Origin of the sequence: Streptomyces sp. NPDC048623, from assembly GCF_040650755.1 — a bacterium.
In the GTDB taxonomy this organism is placed as follows: domain Bacteria; phylum Actinomycetota; class Actinomycetes; order Streptomycetales; family Streptomycetaceae; genus Streptomyces.
Genome location: NZ_JBEZHV010000005.1, coordinates 127,436 through 148,492, shown reverse-complemented (window position 1 = coordinate 148,492; position 21,057 = coordinate 127,436). Strand labels below are relative to the sequence as shown.

The window sequence follows — 21,057 nt, the reverse complement described above, 5'->3', positions numbered from 1 at the left end:
GCTGCAGAGCCGAGCGCTGCAGAGCCGAGCGCTACAGAGCCATGCGCGCGAGCGTCAGCGCGTACGGCGCATAGGCGAACGAGAGCCCGGCCAGGCCCGCGATCACCACGATCGCGGCGCCCGGCCGGGCTCTCGTGATCGCGCGGGCGAGCGGCAGCAGCAGCGGGAAGGCCGGCAGCAGGAACCGCGGCTTCGACTCGAAGAAGCCCGAGCCACCGACGGTGATCAGGACCAGGACCCCGGTGTAGACGAGCACCGGCAGCGGCGGCCGCTCGCCCCGCTCCCCGCTCACGAGCAGCGCGAACAGCAGCACCCCCGCCCCGGTGATCACCAACGCCATCGCGAAGCCGAACTGGGTGCTCCCGGTCAGCATGTCCCGTACGAAGCGGAGCGCGCCCCGCCCGAAGTCGAAGCGGGAGGTCCAGCCGTCCTGCACGGCGAAGTAGCCGCCGAGCAGATCGCCGCGCCGGGCGCCGACCCACAGCAGGTACGAGAGCCAGCCGAGCGGCGCGAGCACCGCCCCCGCCCACACCGGCCACCCCGCCCGCCCGCGCCGCCGCCACAGCGCCAGGCCCGCTGCGGCGAGCACGGCCGCGGCGACGGCGACCCCGTTCGGCCGGGAGAGCCCGGCGAGCGCGGCGAGGGCGCCCGCCCACAGCCAGCGCCGGGTGAGCAGCGCGTACAGCGCCCAGGCCGCGAAGGCGGTCATCAGCGGCTCGGTGTACGCCATGGACAGCACGACCGAGTGCGGCAGCAGGCCCCACAGCAGCACGGTCACCACGGCCGTACGGCGGCCGGCGAGCCGCTCCGCGACCAGGAAGACCCCCCAGGCCGCGGCCCCGGCGGCGGACCAGGACAGCAGCAGCCCGGCGGTGCCGCCGCTGACCGGCAGGACGGCGGTGACCGCCCGTACCAGGCCCGGATAGAGCGGGAAGAACGCCAGGTCCGACTGGACCACCCCGTCCGGCCAGGTCAGGGTGTGCCCGTAGCCGTGGGCGGCGATCCGGGTGTACCACTCGGAGTCCCAGGACTTCGCGAGCAGCGCCCGCGGCGAACGCCCGATGTGCCGGGCCCACAGGGCGAGCACCAGTATTCCGGTGAGCCGGGCGGCGGCGAACAGCCCGAGGGCGGGTACGGCCCGGTGGAGCGCCGCCCGCCAGCGGGACACCCGCCGGGCGGGGGTGGTGGCGGCACGGGCGGCCGCGGGGGCGGCGTCGGCCGTCGGGCGGTCGATCGTCTCGGCGGACAGGGGGCACCTCCGGGCGCACAGGAAACCGGTCTTTACCCGACAAATCGGTTTACCTGAACGGCGCTGCCGTGCAGCGGAAGCGCGCCCGTCAGAAGCGGCGGATCACCCGCAGCTTGTCGGTGTAGAGGTCGCCGGGCGCCCCGTTCAGGACCGACTTGCCGCCGACATCGCCGATGGTCGGCCCGTCGGGCGTCTTGCGGCTGGAGACGAAGCGCTGCTTGCCGTACGCGTCCACGCCCAGGTAGATCCCGATATGGCCGCCCGCGTCCGAGTCCTCGTCGGTGTCGAAGAAGACCGTGTCGCCGATCCGCAGCCCGTCCAGCGGTGGCGCCTGACCGGTGGCCTGGGCGATCACCACACCGGGCCCGGAGGCGGCGAGGTCCTTCGACTCGCGCGGCAGCCGGCCGCTGCCGAACTGCTGGTAGCGGACCATCGGCAGGCCGAGGTGGTAGCCGTAGACCATCCGGACGAAGCCCGAGCAATCCAGGCAGCCGGCGAAGTCGGGGTTCGCGTCCCAGTGCTCGCCGCTCTCGGTGAAGTCCCAGTCGAGCCCCATGAACTGGTGGAAGTCCGCACCGATCTCGCGCAGCCCGGTCACCGGGTCGGCCTTGCTGTACCCGGCCACCCCGAGCACCCGTGCCCCCTGCCGCGCCGGATCGGTGACGTCCGGGGCGTACGGCCGGTACATCGAGGTGTACGCGAGGACGTCGGGCGAGGTGTCGCCGGCCCAGGCCCGGATCCGCTGCTCCACCGCGGGCGTCCACGTGCCGTCGTACGGCTCGGGCAGCACCCGCACCCAGGTGTCATGGGTGACCAGCGGCGGGTCGGCCCACAGCGCCGAGTCGATCCGGAAGTCGTAGACCCGGGCCTGCGGGCTCACGGTCGCGCCGAGGGAGGACAGACCGCGGACGCCGACGGTGCCGGTGCTCAGCACCTTGGCCGGGTCCGGCTCGGGGTCGCGCACCGTGTGCTGCCAGCCGGTGGGCTCGGTCACGTCCGTGCCATGCTTCCAGGCCCGCGCGCGCAGCACGTCGCCGGTCTTCTCGACCCGCACCCACCAGTGGTCGAAGGCGGCGAAGCCGGTGCCGACCGTGACCGCCGTGCCGAGCATGGTCGAGACGTCGGCCAGTTCCTTCTCCAGGACCAGCTGCACCTCGCCCGCCGGGGTCACGACCAGCCGGGCCCGGTAGTGGTTGTTCACGTCCCGAGCGGCGAACACCAGCGCGAGCGAGACCGGCGCGCCGACGGGCAGCCGGTCGAAGGAGAAGCGGGCGGCCGCGGAGACGTCCCCGATGCCGTGGTCCGGGAGCAGCGCGTAGCGGCTCTTGCCGGGCGCCAGGGTGATGGCCGCCCGTCCGGACTCCAGGAAGTAGTCGGTGTCGGCGCCGTTCACGTGCGACCAGGTGCCGCCGCCCGGCGACATGCCCCAGCCGCCGGTCGGCGGGGTCCGCGAGAAGGCGTCGGCAACCGGCTTCTTCTGCTCGGTGAACCAGCGCCGCGGCCCGCGTACGGTCACCGTCCGCGCCCCGGTGGTCAGCGTGGCGAGCGCCCCGCCGGCGTCGGAGACCTCCAGACCGCCGGCGACGGCCCGGGTGGTCAGCGCGCTGGACGGGTGCGCCGTGAAGTGCCACGGGTCGGTCGGATCGACCCCCATCGGCAGCCGCCCGTCCACCCCCGGCCCGCCGGGCCCCGCCCCTGCCCCCGTCACGGCTGCTGCTGGTGCCGCCGCCGCGAGCGGCAGCGCCCCGCCCGCCGCCACCCCGGCCAGCGTGCCGAGCAGTGCCCTGCGACTGGGCCTGAACGCCTCCGACTCCCGTACGGACATGAGTCCCCTCCTCGGACCGCCCGCCCGCCCTTCGGACGCCGGTCAGTCCGGGACCCTACTGGCGGCTAACCCAGCCGCTTCAGCAGGTCCACCGCCTCCTGGAGGACCTCCGTCTTCTTGCAGAACGCGAACCGTACGAACGGTGCGCCCTGTTCGCGGTGGTCGTAGAACACGGCGTTGGGGATGGCGACCACGCCCGCGCGCTCGGGGAGCGCGCGGCAGAAGGCGAAGCCGTCGGTCTCCCCGAGCGGGCGGATGTCGGTGGTGACGAAATAGGTGCCGGCCGGGCGGTGCACGCCGAAGCCGGCCGCCGCCAGGCCCTCGCTGAGCAGATCGCGCTTGGCGAGGAGTTCGGCGCGCAGCCCTTCGACGTACGTGTCCGGGAGGCGCAGCGCCTCGGCGACCGCGTACTGGAAGGGGCCGGAGGAGACGTACGTGAGGAACTGCTTGGCCGAGCGGACGGCGGTGGTCAGTTCGGGCGCGGCGGTGACCCAGCCGACCTTCCAGCCGGTGAAGGAGTACGTCTTGCCGGCCGAGCCGATCGTGACGGTGCGCTCGCGCATGCCGGGCAGCGACGCCATCGGTACGTGCTCGGCGTCGTCGAAGACGAGGTGCTCGTACACCTCGTCGGTGACGACGAGCAGGTCGCGCTCCTGGGCGAGTTCGGCGATCGCGGTCAGCTCGGCGCGGGTGAGCACGGTGCCGGTCGGGTTGTGCGGGGTGTTGAGCAGGAGGAGCCGGGTCCGGTCGGTGACCGCCCCCCGCAGCTCGTCCAGGTCGAGGACGAAGGCGCCGTCGTGCGGGCGGAGGGTGACCGGGACGCGGGTGCCGCCGGCCATGGCGATGCAGGCGGCGTACGAGTCGTAGTACGGCTCCAGCGCGATCACCTCGTCGCCCGGCTCGACCAGCGCGAGCAGCGCGGCCGCGATCGCCTCGGTGGCGCCGGCGGTGACCAGGACCTCGGAGTCGGGGTCGTACTCCAGACCGTAGAAGCGCCGCTGGTGCTCGGCGATCGCGGTGCGCAGCTCGGGCACGCCGGGGCCGGGCGGGTACTGGTTGCCGCGTCCGTCGCGCAGGGCGCGGACTGCGGCCTCGCGGATCTCCTCCGGGCCGTCGGTGTCGGGGAAACCCTGGCCCAGGTTGATCGCACCGGTGCGGGCGGCGAGTGCGGACATCTCGGCGAAGATCGTGGTGCCGAACTCCGCGAGCCGGCGGTTGAGCAGCGGTCGTGTCATGGGCGCCATCCTGGGCCGAAGCTCTGGACTTGCTCAAGTGCGCTTCGGGGTGGCGCGGGGCGGGAATCCCCCTCGCACCGGGGCCGGTGCGGCTCCGGCGCGAGGGGCCGATCGGGCTCCCTTCAGTGACGGGGGACGGCATGAACGCTTTCGTGGTGATCGGACTGGTGGTCCTCGTGGGGGTCGGGTTCGCCCTCGCGGCGAGCGGCGGGTCCCGCCGGCGGCAGCGGCGCCGCCGGCGCGGCGGCTGGGCGGGCGGCGGTTCCGGTGGGGGCGGCGGCTGCGGCACCGGCTCCTCGTGCTCCTCGTCGTCGTGCGGTTCGTCCTCGTGCGGAGGCGGCTGCGGCGGGGGCGGCGGCGACTGAGCGGTGCGTGACGGGGTGGTGCCCGGGCGAGAGTTGGTGCGCCCGGGCAACGTCCCTGGGTGATCGTTCCGTTGGGCGATGGTGGGGATCACTGGGTGATTGTGGGAGCCACGCGATCGATTCCGACTGAACAGTTGAACCGTGAGGCCCCCGAGGGGATGGAAACCACGTCAAGTTGGGCGAAAACACTGTGAGCCGCCCATGGTTCGTGATTCCCTCGCTGTCGAGAACATCCAGCCCTCGGACCGTGTGTGGACCCGAGCCGGCGATCCCCACTCCCGGTCGAAACCCTTCGACCGGGACGCCCCCGGTTCACCCGTCAAACCATGTTTGCGGAGCCGATCCATGCTCACCAGCCTGAAGACCTCCTACACCGACACCCGCGCGGCCGACCTGGCCTGGGCGCTGGGGCGTGATCCGCTGCCCGCCCTCGCGGTGCTCGATCTCGAACTCGCCGGAGCGAAGCTGCAGTTGCGGCTGCTCGGCGCCTCCCACCAGGTCCTTCTGGAGGAGGAGAGCCGCAGTTGCTCGGAGACCGTCGCCTGCATGCCCGGCAGCAGCACCCCGCTGCCCCTGGGGGTGTCCAAGCGGGTGGGCGAGTGGGAGTACGAGTTCGCCGCGCGCGTCGAGACCCTCACCCAGGGCTCGTTCGCGGGCCGCGCACAGGAGTTGCTCGCGCTCGTCGCCGACCATCCGCACGGCCTCGCGGGGACCTTCCCCGGCTCGCCGCACGCCTTCACGGCGATGCTGGCGCAGCGCCACGAGGGCCAGGTGCGGTGGCGCACCTGGCACGCCTACCCCCAGGAAGGGCAGTTGGTCGTGACCAGGACCCGGATCGGGGCACGTATGCCTGCTTCGCTCTGACACGCCGCACAAATGCCTCAGATGCACTCGTGTGGGTGACAGGCCGCGAAACAGGTGTGTCGTAGCGTTACGGACATGATCGACCCGCCCAGGACTCTGACCCTGCCGCCGAAACGGGCGGCGCGGTTGCCCGCGCGGCCCGGTACGGCGCGGTATCCGGTCCTGGCGGTGGTGTTCGTCTGCGCCGCCTGCGGCCTGGTGTACGAGCTCGAACTGGTGGCGCTCGCCTCGTATCTGATCGGCGACTCGGTCACCCAGGCGTCCGTGGTGCTGTCCGTCATGGTCTTCGCGATGGGCGTCGGCTCGCTGCTCGCCAAGCGGCTGCGCTGCCGCGCGGCGGTCGGCTTCGGCCTGGTCGAGGGCGGTCTGGCGCTCATCGGCGGCTGTTCGGCGATGGTGCTGTACGCGTCCTTCGCCTGGCTCGGCGAGTCGCGCTGGGTGCTCGTGGCGTTCTCGATGGCGATCGGTGTGCTGACCGGGGCGGAGATCCCGCTCCTGATGTCGCTGATCCAGCGGGCTGAGTCGGCCCGTGCCGTCCCGGTGTACGGGGTGGGGGCGGGGTGCGGTGCGGGGTGCGGGGCGGGTGCGGCGGGCGCGGCGGGCGCGAAGGGCGCGAAGGGGGGAGGGGGCGAGCGGCCCGGAGCAGTGCCTGGAACGGGACTCGGCGCGGGGCCCGGAGCGGGACTCGGCGCGGGGCCCGGCGGTGCCCGGCGGCGGGACGCGCACGACGCCGCCGGGACGGTCGCCGACCTGTTCGCCGCCGACTACGTCGGCGCGCTCGTCGGCGGTCTCGCCTTTCCCTTCCTCCTGCTGCCCTGGCTCGGACAGCTCACCGGCGCGCTGGTCACCGGCGCGGTCAACGCGATCGCGGGTGGCGGGCTCGTGCTCTGGCTGTTCCGGCACGATCTGACGGCCCGTTCGCGGGCCCTGGTCCTCGGCGCCAACCTGTCCGTGCTCGCCGTGCTGGCCACCGCGACCGTCCTCGTCGACGACTTCGAGCAGGCCGCGCGGCGCGCCGTGTACGGCGACAGCATCCGGGTCGCCGTCCACACCGACCTCCAGGAGGTGGTGATCACGGGGCGGGCCGGCAACCCGCCCGATCTGTTCCTGGACGGGCGGCTGCGGGTCGGCGGCCGCGACGAGTACCGCTACCACGAGGCCCTGGTGCACCCCGCGATGAACGGGCCGCACGCGCGCGTGCTGATCCTGGGCGGCGGCGACGGCCTCGCCGCCCGCGAGGTGCTGCGCTACGCCGACGTCCGCGAGGTCACCGTCGTCGAACTCGACCCCGGCGTCGCCGACCTCGCGCGCAGCGACCCCGACCTCGCCGCGCTCAACGGGCAGGCCTTCCGGGATCCCCGGGTCACCGTCGCCTACGGCGACGCCTTCACCTGGCTGCGCTCCGAGCGGCCCGCGCAGGAACGGTACGACGTGGTGATCTCCGACCTCCCGGACCCCGGCATCACGGCCGGGGCCAAGCTCTACTCGCAGGAGTTCTACGGGCTCGCGGCCCGCGCCCTCGCCGACGGCGGGCGGCTTGTGGTGCACGCCGGCTCGGCGAGCGCCCGCCCCCGTACGTACTGGACGGTCGACGCCACCCTGCGCGCGGCGGGCTACACCACCCGCCCGTACGGCTCCGGCGGCCGCACCACCGGTCTGACCACCGGCCCCGACCGGGCCGGCCGCTCCACCGGCGGCGCGCCGCCCGCCGAGGGGGAGTGGGGCTTCCTGCTCGCCGCGCCCGGCGCCGTACCGCCCGCGCTCGGCCTCGACGCGGCGGCCCCCCGGCTGCGCTCGCTCACCACGGACGAACTGACCGAGGCGGAATGGCGCGCCCAGCGCAGCCGCACCGCAGCGACGGACGCTCTGCAGCCGTCGACGTTGGTGCACCCGCGGTACTGAGACAGGGCCTGGGCTGGGGCGGGGCGCGGCGGGGCGCGGCGCTCGACGCGCGACTCCCCCTGGGCCCTGCGGGCCCGGGTGGGGGGCACCGCCGGCGCAGCCGGGGGGCGGGCGTCGTGCACACCGCTTTCCCTCGGCCCCGGGGCCCGTCCGGCGGACCCGGGGATTCCCCGGCCGCCGGACCCCCGGCGCGCGGTCACACGGCCTGGGCGCGTGCGGGGGTGGCGGTGTGCGTGCGGGTGCGAACAGGCGACGGGTGGGCCGGGGCTGAGTAGGCTCGGCTTCCATGGAGCATGAGGTGTTCGTCCCGGTCCCGGCCGAGGTCCTGCGTGACACGCTGACGGACCCGGCCCGGGTGGCGCGCTGCGTTCCCGGGTTCCAGCAGGACGCCGACGGGACGGCCGGGCCGCTCGCCGGGCGGCTGAAGATCCGGGTCGGCGCCAACACCATCACCTACCGGGGCACCCTGCGCGTCGCCGAGCGCGGCGGACGGTTCGCCGTCGAGGGCGAGGGCACCGAGGTACGCGGCAAGGGCACCGCGGCGCTCGCCCTGACCCTCGCGCTCACCCCGGTGGCCGAGGGCACCACGATCGGCTTCAGCGGCCGGGTCACGGCGGCCGGCCGGCTCGCCGAGGCCGACGCGGAGGCCAGGACCGCGGCGGGCGCCCGGCTGCTCGACCGGTTCGCGGAGGCGCTGGCCGCCGTCGCGGACGTGGCCGAGGAGGAGGTCGCCGAAGCGGCCGAGGCGGCGGAGGCGGCCGAAGCCGCCGCGGCCGCCAACGAGGACGACAGCGACGACGACGGGGTGGACGACGGCGTGGAGGAGCCCCGCCAGTCCTCCTCCGTCTTCGACACCCCGGTGCCGCCGCCGTCCCTGGACCGCGCGGCCGACGAGGACATCGAGCGCGACGAGGTCGGCGACGAGCACACGGAGGGGAACGGGGAGGGCGGCGACACCGGGCAGCCCGCCGAGGCCGCGCACGCCCGGCGCACGATGATCGGCCGGAGCGCGGAGGAGGTCGACCACGCCCCGCCGCGCGGCCGTTACGCCCCCGTCCCCGCCGCCGAGGCCGCCGGTACCGGCGCGACCCTGCGCTGGATCGCCCCGGCCGCCGCCCTCGCCCTCGCCTCCGCCGTCGTCGCCGCCCGCGCCCTGCGCCGCCGCCGCGGCTGATCAGGCAGGCTCCTGATCAGGCAGGCTCCTGATCAGGCAGGCCGCGAATCCCGGCGGCGGGAACCGCAGGACACCGCTTAGGGTCGGGGCGTGAGCAATCTGACGCGACTGACGGCCGGCGACGCCGAGTTGACCATCGACCCGGAGCACGGCTGCCGGATCGACAGCCTCCGCATCGGCGGCACCGAACTGCTGCGCCAAGGCGCGCACTACGGCTCCTTCGTGATGGCCCCCTGGGCGGGCCGCACCGGGAACGGGCGCTTCCGCGACGGCGCCACCGTCCACCAGCTCCCGGTCAGCGAGCACGCCGCCCCGCACGCCATGCACGGCACCGTGCGCGATGTCGCCTGGAAGACCGCGTACGTCACGGAGACCACCGCCGCCTTCACCACGGAGCTCGGCGAGCCCTGGCCGTACGCCGGGAAGGTCACCCAGGTCGTCGAGCTCGGCGAGGACGCGCTCACGCTCCGGCTCGGGATCGAGACCGCCGGGGCCTCCTTCCCGGCGCAGGCCGGCTGGCACCCCTGGTTCCTGCGCCGGCTCGACGGCGACAACGGCCTCGGCCCCGAGGTCGAGCCGGTCTTCCGGCCGGCCTGGCAGGAGGAGCGCGGCGCCGACCACCTGCCCACCGGGCGGCGCATCGACCCGCTCCCGCGTCCCTGGGACGACTGCTTCGGCATGCCGGACGGCGTCGACGTCACCCTCACCTGGCCGGGCACGCTGGAGCTGCGGATCACCAGCGACGCGCAGTGGGTGGTGGTCTACGACGAACCGGCCGACACCATCTGCGTCGAGCCGCAGTCGGGCCCCCCGAACGGCCTCAACACCCTCCCGCGCCTGGTCACCCCCATCGACCCGGTGGAGATCGAGACGACCTGGAGCTGGCGCCGCCTGTGAGCGCCGGGCGTACTCGTCGCCCTTAAGCTCATGGGCATGACTGACGTACGCGCTGAGCTGCTCCAGCAGATCAAGGACAAGGCCGTGGTGCACGGCAAGGTGACCCTCTCCTCGGGTCTGGAAGCCGACTACTACATCGACCTGCGCCGGATCACGCTGGACGGCGAGGCCGCGCCGATGGTCGGCCAGGTCATGCTCGACCTCACCGCCGAGCTGGACTTCGACTGCGTGGGCGGCCTCACCCTGGGCGCCGACCCGGTCGCGACCTCGATGCTGCACGCCTCCGCCGCGCGCGGGCAGCGCCTCGACGCCTTCGTCGTCCGCAAGGCGCAGAAGGCCCACGGCATGCAGCGCCGTATCGAGGGCGCGGACGTCAAGGGGCGTCGCTGCCTGGTGGTCGAGGACACCTCGACCACCGGCGGTTCGCCGCTGACCGCCGTCGAGGCCGTCCGTGAGGCGGGCGGCGAGGTCGTCGCCGTGGCCACGATCGTGGACCGGGGCGCCGCCGGTGCCATCGCCGAGGCGGGCCTGCCGTACCTCACCGGCTACCAGCTGTCGGACCTCGGCCTGGCCTGACCGGCCCGGGCGAACCGCCGCGAAGTCGTGACTTAGGTCCCGGGACCGACGTAGTCGGCTCTGACCTGCGGTTTTATGAAGGGGCGGGGTGTTTCACGTGAAACACCCCGCCCCTTCGCATGCCGCGCCCGTGGGACCCCGCGCCGGAGTCTGGAAGGATGGGGGCGACGATGACGTCGCCCCCCAGGTCAGGGACAGCAACGCACCTACCCGCACATCACAAGGAGCGGACGAATGCCCATCGCAACCCCCGAGGTCTACAACGAGATGCTCGACCGGGCGAAGGCAGGCAAGTTCGCCTACCCGGCCATCAACGTCACCTCGTCCCAGACGCTCCACGCCGCCCTGCGCGGCTTCGCGGAGGCCGAGAGCGACGGCATCATCCAGATCTCGACCGGTGGCGCCGAGTTCCTGGGCGGCCAGCACAACAAGGACATGGTCACGGGCGCCGTCGCCCTGGCCGAGTTCGCGCACATCGTCGCGGCGAAGTACGACATCACGGTCGCCCTGCACACCGACCACTGCCCGAAGGACAAGCTGGACGGCTACGTCCGCCCGCTGCTCGACATCTCCGCCGAGCGCGTCAAGGCCGGCCGCAACCCGCTGTTCCAGTCGCACATGTGGGACGGCTCCGCCGAGACCCTGGCCGACAACCTGGCCATCGGCCAGGAGCTGCTCGCCAAGGCCGCCGCCGCCAAGATCATCCTTGAGGTCGAGATCACCCCGACCGGTGGCGAGGAGGACGGCGTCAGCCACGAGATCAACGACGAGCTGTACACCTCCGTCGACGACGCCCTGCGCACCGCCGAGGCCCTGGGTCTGGGCGAGAAGGGCCGCTACCTGCTCGCCGCCTCCTTCGGCAACGTGCACGGCGTCTACAAGCCGGGCAACGTCGTGCTCCGTCCCGAGCTGCTCAAGGACCTCCAGGCCGGCGTCGCCGAGAAGTACGGCAAGGCCTCCCCGTTCGACTTCGTCTTCCACGGCGGCTCCGGCTCCACCGCCGAGGAGATCGCCACCGCCCTGGAGAACGGTGTGGTGAAGATGAACCTCGACACCGACACCCAGTACGCCTTCACGCGTCCGGTCGCGGACCACATGTTCAAGAACTACGACGGCGTCCTGAAGGTCGACGGCGAGGTCGGCAAGAAGTCCACCTACGACCCGCGCACCTGGGGCAAGCTCGCCGAGGCGGGCATGGCCAAGCGCGTCGTCGAGGCGTGTGCCGCGCTGCGCTCGACCGGTACGAAGCTGAAGTAAGCGTTGTACGAGGGGCCCGGCACCACCACAGTGTGGTGCCGGGCCCCCTTGTCGTTCCCGGATCCGGAGGTATGGGTTGTTCGACTTCGACCGCGCGACAGACCGGCACGGCACCTCGTCCGTCACCTGGGACGGGGCGGCCGAACGCTTCGGCGTCCCCGGTCTGCTGCCTTTCACCGTCTCCGACATGGACTTCACCTCCCCGCCGGCCGTCCTGGACGCGCTCCACGCCCGGATCGACCACGGGGTGTTCGGCTACACCGACTGGCGGCTCGGTGAGTTCCGGGAGGCCGTACGGGACTGGTACGCGCGCCGCCACGGCACGGCGGTCGACACCGAGGCCATGGTCTTCGCCCCCTCCGTGCTCAGCCAGCTCTCCCAGCTCCTGCGCATGTGGACCGAGCCGGGCAGTGGCGTGGTCGTGCACACGCCCACGTACGACGGTTTCCGCAAGGTCGTCACCGGCCTCGGCCGCGAGCTGCGCGGCGTGCCGCTCGACGACCCGGAGGCCCTGGAGCGCGAGCTCGCCCGGCCCGACAGCCGGATGCTGCTGCTCTGCTCGCCGCACAACCCGACCGGGCGCGTGTGGCGGGCGGAGGAGCTGAAGGAGTTCGCCCGGCTCGCCGAGCGGCACGGCGCCGCCGTCGTCAGCGACGAGATCCACGCCGACCTCACCCGCGCCGACCACCGGCACACCCCCTGGACGGCCGTCGCCGAGCCCGGCCGGGGCCGCCGCTGGGCGCTCGTCACCTCCGGCACCAAGGCCTTCAACTTTCCCGCGCTCTCCGGCTCGTACGGCTTCCTCGGCGACCCGGACGAGCGCGCCGCCTTCACCGCGCGCATGGAGACCGGCGAGGGCCTCGGCTCCCCGTCGGCGCTCTCCCTGACCGCCCACATCGCCGCCTACCGGCACGGGGCGCCCTGGCTCGACGCCCTCCGCGGCTATGTCGCCGGCACCATGGGCATGGTCGCCGAGAGCCTCGCCGCCGGCCTCCCGGAGCTCGACTGGACCCCGCCGCAGGCCGGCTACCTCGTCTGGATCGACCTGCGCCCCCTCGGCATCGACGAGACCGCGTTCCAGGAGGAGCTGGTCACCACCGAGAAGGTCGCCATCATGCCGGGCAGCGTCTACGGCGCCCCCGGCTTCGTCCGCCTCAACCTCGGCTGCCCCCGAGCCAAGGCCGAGCGGGGCATGGACGCGCTGGTGAGGGCGGCGCAGCGGCTGCGGACTTGATGACCGAGGGGATACCGGGAGGCGAACTGTCGGCGGCGTGATCTACGCTGCGGTCACCGTGCCTCCGTTGATGAGAGGCCGGAGACTCATAGGGGGGGTCTCTTCATCGTGCGCAAGCGCACCCTTTCCGCTGCGACCGCGCTGGCGGTCATCTTCAGCTCCGCGGCGCTGGTCGCGGGTACGGCGAGCCAGGCGGCCGCCGACACGAGCAAGGCCCTGCCGGTGTCGTCCGTGGGCGACATGGTGGTGGACGGCGTCCACCAGAAGGTCTTCATCAGCGACCCGAGCGGCGGCAAGCTTGTGGTCACCGACTACACGGGTACGGTCCTCGCGACCGTCCCGAACCTGCCCGGCGTCCGTGGTCTGGAGATCGCGGACGACTCGTCGCGGGTCTACGCGACCGTGTCGGGCAACGACTCGATCGTCTCCGTGAACACGGAGACGCCGTCCGACGTCGTGTCCTACGCCCTGGGCGCGGACGCGCCCGGCGACCTCGCCCAGGCGGGCGGCAAGCTCTGGTTCGCGTACACGGGCGGACAGCTCGGCTCGCTCGACCTGTCGGGCGCGGAGCCCGTCGTCGCACTCGCACTCGGCCTCGGCGCTCCCAGCACGTGGTTCTCCGGCTCCACGCTGCTGCTCGGCTCCGACCCGGGCGCACCGAACGTCCTCGCGATCGGCAACCGGGACGCCACTCCCACCCAGCTGGGCGTCTACGACGTCTCCACCGGGACCCCGGTGCTCAAGGCCAGCAAGAGCGGCGAGTACTCCGGCCTCCAGGAGCTGGACGTCACCCCGGACGGGCAGAACATCATCACCGCGGGTGCCAACCCGTACGCCTACCCGGCGCTGTCCACCACGGACCTCTCCGAGACGGCCCGGTACATCAGCAACGAGTACCCGAACGCCGTCGCGGTCGCGCCCGACGGCAGCATCGCCGGTGGCACGGACTCCGTGTACGAGCAGGACATCCACGTCTTCAAGCCCGACAAGACGATGCCGGTCCGCGAGTACGACCTGCCGGCGGGGAGTGACGGCAGCGCGAGCATCCTCACCACCGGTGCCCTCGCCTGGGCGCCCGACAGCAGCAAGCTGTTCGCCGCCACGTACGTCTCCGGCGTGCGGACGCTGCGGGTCTACGACGGTCCCACCAAGTCCGTCCCGACGATCACGATCAAGGCTCCCGCGACCGCGACCCGCGCCACGCAGCTCACCGTCTCCGGCACGGTCACGGCGTCCCTGCCCCTCCCGGCCGGTACGCCGCTCACCGTCACGCGGTACGACCTCGAGTCTCCGCTGGGCAAGGCCCTCGGCACCAAGGCGCTCGGGGCGAACGGGACCTACTCCTTCACGGACACGCCCACCGCGGGTGGCACCGTGACTTACAAGGTCGAGTTCGCCGGCGACGCCACGCACACCGGTGCCGCCGTGAAGGCCAACGTCCAGGTCTCGCGGAACAAGACCGCGCTGACGCTGGACCGCAACGGAACCACCGTCAACTTCAACACCCCCGTCTGGTACACGGCCACGCTCGGCCCGACGTACAAGAACCGTGAGGTGGAGATCTGGGCCGACCCGCTGGGTCCGGAGCCCAAGAAGCTGCTCCGGCGCGGCACGGTCAACTCCGAGGGCAAGCTGGCGGCCCAGCTGAAGATGACCCGTGACACCTGGGTGTCCGTGACCTTCGCCGGTGACGCGCGCTCCGCCCCGGCCGAGGCCCGGTCCGGCGTGTACACGCGGGCCGGCGTGACGAACACGATGAGCCGCCACTACCAGTGGACGCAGATCGGCGGCGTCTGGCACCGGACCTACCACCAGACGACCGACCCGCTGATCACCGCGTGGCACAACTCGTACCCGGGCCGCAGCACCCGGCTGGACCTCCAGATCTGGTACTCGGGCGCCTGGCGCTCCGCCGCCTCGGACTACTTCACGCTGAACGCCAACGGCATGGCCTACGTGACGCTGGACGGCGACGGGGCGGCCGGCTACCGGTTCCGCGTCCGCGCGGCCTACATCGACAGCGCCTCCGGCGACAACGTGAACACCACGGTCTACGGCGCCTGGCAGTACTTCAACTTCACTCGCTGACGTTCTCCCGAGTGACCCGACGAGCCCCGTCCGCCCATCCGGCGGGCGGGGCTCCGCCGATCGCGGGATCATGGCAGGCATGACCGACTCGGCGGGCACGGCGGGTGCGGCACCGGGGCTGGGGATTCGGCTGGCCTCGGGGACGGGCCGGTGGGTGGTCTTCACGACCGTCCTCGGCTCGGGGATGGCGCTGCTCGACTCCACCGTCGTCAATGTCGCCCTGCCCCACATCGGCGAGGACCTGGGCGCCGACCTGGCCGCCCTGCAGTGGACCGTCAACGCCTACATGCTCACGCTCGCGGGCCTGATCCTGCTCGGCGGGGCGCTCGGCGACCGCTACGGGCGGCGCAAGGTCTTCGTGGTCGGCGTGGTGTGGTTCGCGGCCGCCTCGCTGCTGTGCGGCCTGGCGCCGAACGACGCGGTGCTGATCGCCGCCCGCGCCCTCCAGGGCGTCGGCGGCGCGCTGCTCACCCCCGGCTCGCTCGCGCTCATCCAGGCCAGCTTCCACGAGGACGACCGGGCCAAGGCCGTCGGCCTGTGGTCCGGCTTCGGCGGCGTCGGCGCGGCGATCGGGCCGTTCGTCGGCGGCTGGCTGGTGGACGGCCCCGGCTGGCGCTGGGTGTTCCTGCTGAACGTGCCGCTGGCCCTGATCTGCGTGCCGGTGGCGCTGCGCCACGTCCCGGAGTCCCGGGACCGGGCCGTGCACGGCCGCTTCGACGTCCTCGGCGCGGTGCTCGGCGCGGCGGCCCTCGCCCTGGTCACGTACGCGCTGATCGCGCAGACCTGGTGGCCGGGCGTCCTGGGCGTGCTCGTCGGCGCCGGGTTCGTGCTCGTGGAGCGGCGGCGCGGCGAGGACGCGATGATGCCGCCGTCGATCTTCCGGTCCTGGACGTTCACCGCGGTGAACCTGGTGACGCTGTGCGTGTACGCGGCGTTCAGCGGCTTCTTCTTCCTGGCCGCGCTCCAGCTCCAGGTGGTGTCCGGCTACTCGGCGCTCCAGGCCGGTACGGCGCTGCTGCCGACGACGGTCCTGATGCTGCTGCTCTCGGCGAAGTCGGGCGAGCTGGGCGAGAGGACCGGGCCGCGGCTCCCGCTGACGGTCGGGCCGCTGCTGTGCGCGGCGGGCATGCTGCTGATGCTGCGGGCCGGGGAGGACGCCGCGTACCTGACGGACGTGCTGCCGGCGCTGCTGGTGCTCGGCCTCGGCATGACGACCCTGGTCGCTCCGCTCACCGCGACCGTCCTCGCCTCCGTGGACGTGTCCCGGTCGGGCCTGGCCAGCGGCATCAACAACGCGGCGGCCCGGGCGGCGGGCCTGATCGCGGTCGCGGCGCTGCCTCTGCTCGCGGGCATGGGCCCGGAGGCGTACCGCTCGGCGGAGGAGTTCGACGCGACGTTCCGGCGGGCGATGCCGATCTGCGCGGGCGTCCTGGTGGTGGGCGCGATCCTCGCCTGGACGACCCTGCGCACCCCGGCCCACGCGGACTGCCACCCGGAGTGCAAGGTCCACTGCGGGGTGACGGCACCCCCGCTGGACCCGGGCACGGACCGGGCCGCGGGCGGGGGCACTGACGTGGGTACGGACCGGGCCGCGGGCGGGGGCTGAGGCAGACTGGGCCCCATGGCCATCCACGAGAACCTGCTGGGGGGACCGTCCCCCACCCACCTGCCCGACGACCCGGAGCCGCGTGAGCTCCTGGCGAGCGGGGCCGCGCCGGACGATGTCGCCGCGAAGTACCCGACCTCCTCGCTCGTGTGGGCCCGGCTCGCCGACGACGCGTACGAGCGCGGCCAGGTCGTCGAGTCGTACGCCTACGCCCGCACCGGCTACCACCGCGGCCTGGACGCGCTGCGCCGCAGCGGCTGGAAGGGCCACGGCCCGGTGCCGTGGGAGCACGAGCCGAACCGCGGCTTCCTGCGCGCCCTGCACGCGCTGGCCCGGGCGGCCGGCGAGATCGGCGAGAAGGACGAGTTCGAGCGCTGCACCACCTTCCTGCGCGACTCCTCGCCGACGGCGGCCGACACCCTGGGCTGACCGCCCCGGAGCCGGCCGCCCCGGAGCCGGCCGCCCCGGAGCCGGCTTCCTCGACCCCCGACGGCGCAATGCACCCATGCTGTAACAGCTCTCCTCGATCGTTCGAGCATGTTCGAACACGCGGTTACGATCGCCGGGAACGCACACATGGCCGTCGGGGGAAGGCCGTCTTTGGGGGGAAGGCCGCTTTGGGGAAGCGCCGTGCCACGCAGCAGAACCGTCGATGCCGCGGAGGCAGAGGGAGACCGCGGGGGAGGGGCCGTCTCGTGCTGCCCGTCCTCGCGCTGGCGCTGGTCTCGCTGGCCGGCGGAGCCGCGCTCGCGCACTACGAGGGGCAGGGCGACCTCGCCGCCGCCGCGTCGCGGGGGCAGGAGACCGCACCGCCGACCACGCCCCCGCCCACCCCGCGACCCACCGCGAAGCCCACGCCGAAGCCGACACCGAAGGCCACGCCCAAGCCCACCCCGACGACCCCGAAGACCCCGAAGAAGACCACCGTGCCGCAGTCCGGCGCGGGCACCTTCACCACCGCCGCCGCCACCGGCGCACCCGTCGGCACCGGCGGCATGCTGCGCCGCTACCGCGTCCAGGTCGAGGACGGCGTCGACGTCTCCGCCCGCGAGGCCGCCGCCGAGATCGAACGGATCCTGGCCCATCCGCGCGGCTGGGCCGCGCACGGCCGGGGCCGCTTCCAGCTGGTGAGCGAGAACGCCGACTTCGTGATCCGGATCGCCACCCCGGACACCGCCGACAAGCTGTGCGCGGCCAACGGCATGAACACCCACGGCGAGCTGAACTGCGAGACCTCCTCCGGCGTCGTGGTCAACCTCAAGCGCTGGCTGCTCGGCTCCCCGACCTTCGCGGGTCCCGCCCACGAGTACCGGCATCTGATCATCAACCACGAGGTCGGGCACGAGATCGGCCTGCGCCGGCACATGGGCTGCCCGGGTCCGGGCAGGCTCGCGCCGGTCATGATGCAGCAGATCAAGGGACTGAACGGTTGCCGTTCGAACGCGTATCCGTATGACGAAGAGGGGATCTACATCGAGGGCCCGCTCGTGTCATGATGCGCTTGGGAGAGCGCGCGACGAAGCACGCCTCCCGAGGGGACCGGGGCTCCCGTGCCGGATGGGTCGATGGACCGATGGACCGATGGGTCGATCGACCGCCGGACGAGAGGAGCGGACCGCTACCCGGTAGTTCGTATCGAGGAGACAGCAATGTCCACCTTCCCCGATGCCTCCGGAGCCGGTGCGGTCGCCGACGTCGTCGCCGACGCACCGAACCTCGACTTCGCGGGCACCACGCCGTACGAGGACTACGTCCAGGCGGACGTCCTCACCCACCTCCAGCACCTCCGCTCGGACGACCCCGGCGAGATGGCCTTCCTGGTCACGACCCAGGTCATGGAGCTGTGGTTCACGGTGATCGTCCACGAGTGGGAGACCGCGAGCCACGCGCTGCGCCGCGACGACATCCCCGTCGCCGTCGACGCGCTCAAGCGATCCGTGCGCGAGCTGGAGGCGCTCAACCACTCCTGGCGGCCGATCGCCCAGCTCACCCCCGCGCAGTTCAACGCCTACCGCGGCGCGCTCGGCGAGGGCTCCGGCTTCCAGTCGGCGATGTACCGGCGCATGGAGTTCCTGCTCGGCGAGAAGTCGGCGTCGATGCTGGTGCCGCACCGCGGCGCGCCCCGCGTCCACGCCGAGCTGGAGAAGGCGCTCCAGGAGCCCAGCCTGTACGACGAGGTCCTCGGGCTCCTCGCCCGGCGCGGGCTCCCCGTGCCGGCCTCGGTCCTCGGCCGCGACCTGGCGCAGCGGTACGAGCCCTCGCCCGAGGTCGAGGCGGTCTGGGCCGGGATCTACGCGGACGCCGACCAGCACGGCGAACTCGTCGGCCTCGGCGAGGCGCTGAGCGATGTCGCCGAGCTCGTCTGGCGCTGGCGCAACGACCACCTGGTGGCCACCCGGCGCGCGATGGGCGCCAAGACCGGCACCGGAGGCTCGGCGGGCGTCGCGTGGCTGGAGAAGCGGGCGCAGAAGAACGTGTTCCCCGAGCTGTGGACGGCGCGCAGCCATGTCTGAGCCCGCAGCCATGTCCGAGACGGCAGCCATGTCCGAGACGTACGACGAGAAGGCCGGCCGGCTCGACGCGGCCGACGAACTGGCCAAGCACCGCGAGAAGTTCGCCCTCGACGGGACCGTCTACCTCGACGGCAACTCGCTGGGCGCGCTGCCCGCCCACGTCCCCGCCGTCATGGCCGACGTGATCACCCGCCAGTGGGGCGAGCTGCGCATCCGCTCCTGGGACGAGTCCGGCTGGTGGACCGCGCCCGAGCGGCTCGGCGACCGCATCGCGCCGCTGGTCGGCGCCGCCGCCGGGCAGATCGTGGTCGGCGACTCGACCAGTGTGAACGTCTTCAAGGCGATCGTCGCGGGCACCCGACTGGCCGGCGCGGGCCGGGACGAGATCCTCGTCGACGCGACGACCTTTCCCACGGACGGGTACATCGCCGAGTCCGCCGCGCGCCTCACCGGTCACCGGATCGTGCCGCTCGACCCGGCCGAGATCCCCGGCGCGGCGGGCGAGCGCACCGCGCTCGCCCTGGTCAACCATGTCGACTACCGCACCGGCCGGCTCCAGGACCTGCCCGGCGTCACCGCCGCCCTCCACGCGGCGGGCGCGCTGGCCGTCTGGGACCTGTGCCACAGCGCCGGCGCGCTGCCGGTCGGCCTCGACGAGCACGGCGTGGACCTGGCGGTCGGCTGCACGTACAAGTACCTCAACGGCGGCCCCGGCTCGCCCGCGTACCTCTACGTCGCCGAGCGCCACCAGGACCGCTTCGACTCGCCGCTGCCCGGCTGGAACTCGCATGCCGACCCGTTCGGCATGACCCCGGGCTACCGCGCCGCCGACGGCGCGGTGCGCGGCCGGGTGGGCACGCCCGACATCCTGTCGATGCTGGCCCTGGAGGCCGCCCTCGACGTGTGGGACGGGGTCCGGATCGAGGACGTGCGCGCCAAGTCGCTCGCCCTGACGGACTTCTTCCTGGAGTGCGTACGGGCGTACGCCCCCGAGGGCCGGGTCGAGTCCGTGACGCCCGGGGCGCACGCCGAACGCGGCAGCCAGGTCGCGCTGCGCTGCGCCGAGGCGCCCGCCGTCATGGCCGAGCTGATCCGCCGGGGCGTGGTCGGCGACCTGCGCCGCCCGGACATCCTGCGGTTCGGCTTCACGCCGCTGTACGTGGGCTTCGCGGACGCGGAGCGCGCGGCGCGGGTGCTGGCGGACGTCCTGCGGGACGTCCCCGCGGCGTGAGCCGCTCGGGCGGTTCCGATCATCGGCCGGTCATCTTCTGATCGGCTGATGATCGGCTGATCTGCGGGGGCCGCACTCCTGGTACGGTCCCCGCAGGTCAGGCCGATGGGTTCGTCAATCGGCCCCGTACGAGGAGAGGTTGAAGCACCATGCCGGACGACCCCGCCGCACGCGATGCCGCCGCGCGCGACGCCGCCGAGGAGGCTTCGGCCTTCTCGCACCCGGCCGTCGCCCCGGACGCCTCCGCCGCGTACGGTGCGCACCCCGACCAGGTCGTCGACTTCTACGCGCCGCGCGACGGCCGGGCGAGCGCGCCCCTGGTGATCGCCCTGCACGGCGGCGCCTGGCGGGCGCCGTACGACCGGCTGCATCTGACCCCCTTCGTGGACTTCCTGGCCCGCCGCGGCTTCGCCGTCGCGAGCGTCGAGTACCGGCGCGGCGGCGACGGCGAGGGCGTCGCCGGGCGCTGGCCCGAGACCTTCGACGACGTGGCGGCGGCGCTCGACGCGGTGCCGGAGCTCGCCGCCGCGCATCTGCCGCAGGCCGACCCGCGCCGGATCGTGCTCACCGGCCACTCGGCCGGCGGCCACCTCGCCCTGTGGGCCGCCGCCCGGCACGTCCTGCCCGCGGACTCCCCGTGGCGGCTCCCGGAACCGCCCGCCCTGCGGGGCGTGGTCGCCCTCGCCCCGATCGCCCACTTCGCACGCTCCGTCGAGCTCGGCGTCTGCGGCGGCGCGGTCACCCAACTCCTCGGCGGCGACACGGACTTCGCCGCCCGCGCGGCCCTCTCCGACCCGGCCGTCCTCCTCCCGACCGGCATCGCCACCACCCTCGTCCAGGGCCGCGCCGACCTCGTCGTCCCCCCTGCCGTCTCCGAGGCCTTCGTCCACGCGGCGGCCGAGGCGGGCGAGACGGTCGGCTGCACGTTCCTGGAGGACGTCGGCCACTTCCCGCTGATCGACCCGTCGGCGGACGCGTGCGCGGTGGTGGCGGAGGAGATCGCCCAGCTGGCCTTCTAGGGCCTGCCCAGGCCCGGCGGGC

General features: G+C 73.5%; 18 protein-coding genes. 15 read left to right on the top strand and 3 right to left on the bottom strand.

The window, feature by feature from the left end; all coding sequences use genetic code 11:
* Window positions 1–31: 31 nt before the first annotated feature.
* From AB0C73_RS09570 to AB0C73_RS09560, 3 genes are all read right to left on the bottom strand, one after another.
* Window positions 32–1,168, bottom strand: coding sequence for a glycosyltransferase family 39 protein (locus AB0C73_RS09570; protein ID WP_362526712.1), 1,137 nt, complete (start codon window positions 1,166–1,168; stop codon window positions 32–34).
* A 169-nt stretch (window positions 1,169–1,337) separates the two neighbouring features.
* Window positions 1,338–3,074, bottom strand: a complete 1,737-nt coding sequence (locus tag AB0C73_RS09565) for an NlpC/P60 family protein (protein ID WP_362526709.1) — start codon at window positions 3,072–3,074, stop codon at window positions 1,338–1,340.
* A 65-nt stretch (window positions 3,075–3,139) separates the two neighbouring features.
* A complete protein-coding gene (locus AB0C73_RS09560; protein ID WP_362526707.1) occupies window positions 3,140–4,318 on the bottom strand; it encodes a pyridoxal phosphate-dependent aminotransferase in 1,179 nt (392 codons plus the stop codon).
* 131 nt (window positions 4,319–4,449) lie between these two features.
* Here AB0C73_RS09560 and AB0C73_RS09555 point away from each other — a divergent pair, with 131 nt between their 5' ends.
* From AB0C73_RS09555 to AB0C73_RS09485, 15 genes are all read left to right on the top strand, one after another.
* Window positions 4,450–4,674, top strand: coding sequence for a hypothetical protein (locus tag AB0C73_RS09555; RefSeq protein WP_362526705.1), 225 nt, complete (start codon window positions 4,450–4,452; stop codon window positions 4,672–4,674).
* Between the two features lie 345 nt (window positions 4,675–5,019).
* On the top strand, window positions 5,020–5,538 hold the full coding sequence (locus AB0C73_RS09550; protein ID WP_362526702.1) for a DUF2617 family protein: 519 nt from the start codon (window positions 5,020–5,022) through the stop codon (window positions 5,536–5,538).
* A 75-nt stretch (window positions 5,539–5,613) separates the two neighbouring features.
* On the top strand, window positions 5,614–7,440 hold the full coding sequence (locus AB0C73_RS09545) for a spermidine synthase (protein WP_362526699.1): 1,827 nt from the start codon (window positions 5,614–5,616) through the stop codon (window positions 7,438–7,440).
* Between the two features lie 286 nt (window positions 7,441–7,726).
* Complete coding sequence (locus AB0C73_RS09540; protein WP_362526696.1) at window positions 7,727–8,614, top strand: SRPBCC family protein; 888 nt, start codon at window positions 7,727–7,729, stop codon at window positions 8,612–8,614.
* A gap of 90 nt (window positions 8,615–8,704) precedes the next feature.
* On the top strand, window positions 8,705–9,511 hold the full coding sequence (locus AB0C73_RS09535) for an aldose 1-epimerase (protein WP_362526693.1): 807 nt from the start codon (window positions 8,705–8,707) through the stop codon (window positions 9,509–9,511).
* 36 nt (window positions 9,512–9,547) lie between these two features.
* Window positions 9,548–10,087: an orotate phosphoribosyltransferase gene (gene pyrE, locus AB0C73_RS09530; RefSeq protein ID WP_362526690.1), complete on the top strand. Its 540-nt coding sequence runs from the start codon at window positions 9,548–9,550 to the stop codon at window positions 10,085–10,087.
* Between the two features lie 234 nt (window positions 10,088–10,321).
* Complete coding sequence (fbaA, locus tag AB0C73_RS09525) at window positions 10,322–11,344, top strand: class II fructose-bisphosphate aldolase (RefSeq protein ID WP_362526687.1); 1,023 nt, start codon at window positions 10,322–10,324, stop codon at window positions 11,342–11,344.
* Between the two features lie 76 nt (window positions 11,345–11,420).
* Window positions 11,421–12,578 (top strand): MalY/PatB family protein, encoded by a 1,158-nt coding sequence (locus tag AB0C73_RS09520; protein WP_362526685.1) that lies wholly within the window; start codon window positions 11,421–11,423, stop codon window positions 12,576–12,578.
* Between the two features lie 108 nt (window positions 12,579–12,686).
* Window positions 12,687–14,666, top strand: a complete 1,980-nt coding sequence (locus AB0C73_RS09515; protein ID WP_362526682.1) for an Ig-like domain repeat protein — start codon at window positions 12,687–12,689, stop codon at window positions 14,664–14,666.
* Window positions 14,667–14,745: 79 nt separating this feature from the next.
* Window positions 14,746–16,272: an MFS transporter gene (locus tag AB0C73_RS09510; RefSeq protein WP_362526679.1), complete on the top strand. Its 1,527-nt coding sequence runs from the start codon at window positions 14,746–14,748 to the stop codon at window positions 16,270–16,272.
* 15 nt (window positions 16,273–16,287) lie between these two features.
* Entirely contained in the window at window positions 16,288–16,701 is a 414-nt protein-coding gene (locus AB0C73_RS09505) for a DUF3151 domain-containing protein (RefSeq protein WP_362526677.1), read from the top strand.
* Between the two features lie 266 nt (window positions 16,702–16,967).
* Window positions 16,968–17,768, top strand: coding sequence for a DUF3152 domain-containing protein (locus AB0C73_RS09500; RefSeq protein ID WP_362526674.1), 801 nt, complete (start codon window positions 16,968–16,970; stop codon window positions 17,766–17,768).
* Window positions 17,769–17,921: 153 nt separating this feature from the next.
* Window positions 17,922–18,785: a tryptophan 2,3-dioxygenase family protein gene (locus AB0C73_RS09495; RefSeq protein ID WP_362526671.1), complete on the top strand. Its 864-nt coding sequence runs from the start codon at window positions 17,922–17,924 to the stop codon at window positions 18,783–18,785.
* Between the two features lie 10 nt (window positions 18,786–18,795).
* Window positions 18,796–20,016 carry a kynureninase gene (kynU, locus tag AB0C73_RS09490; protein ID WP_362527241.1) on the top strand — a complete coding sequence of 407 codons (1,221 nt, stop codon included), beginning with the start codon at window positions 18,796–18,798 and terminating at the stop codon, window positions 20,014–20,016.
* A 149-nt stretch (window positions 20,017–20,165) separates the two neighbouring features.
* The gene (locus AB0C73_RS09485) at window positions 20,166–21,035 is read left to right on the top strand and encodes an alpha/beta hydrolase (protein ID WP_362526668.1); all 870 of its coding nucleotides are present in this window, start codon (window positions 20,166–20,168) and stop codon (window positions 21,033–21,035) included.
* The last annotated feature ends 22 nt before the right edge of the window (window positions 21,036–21,057 follow it).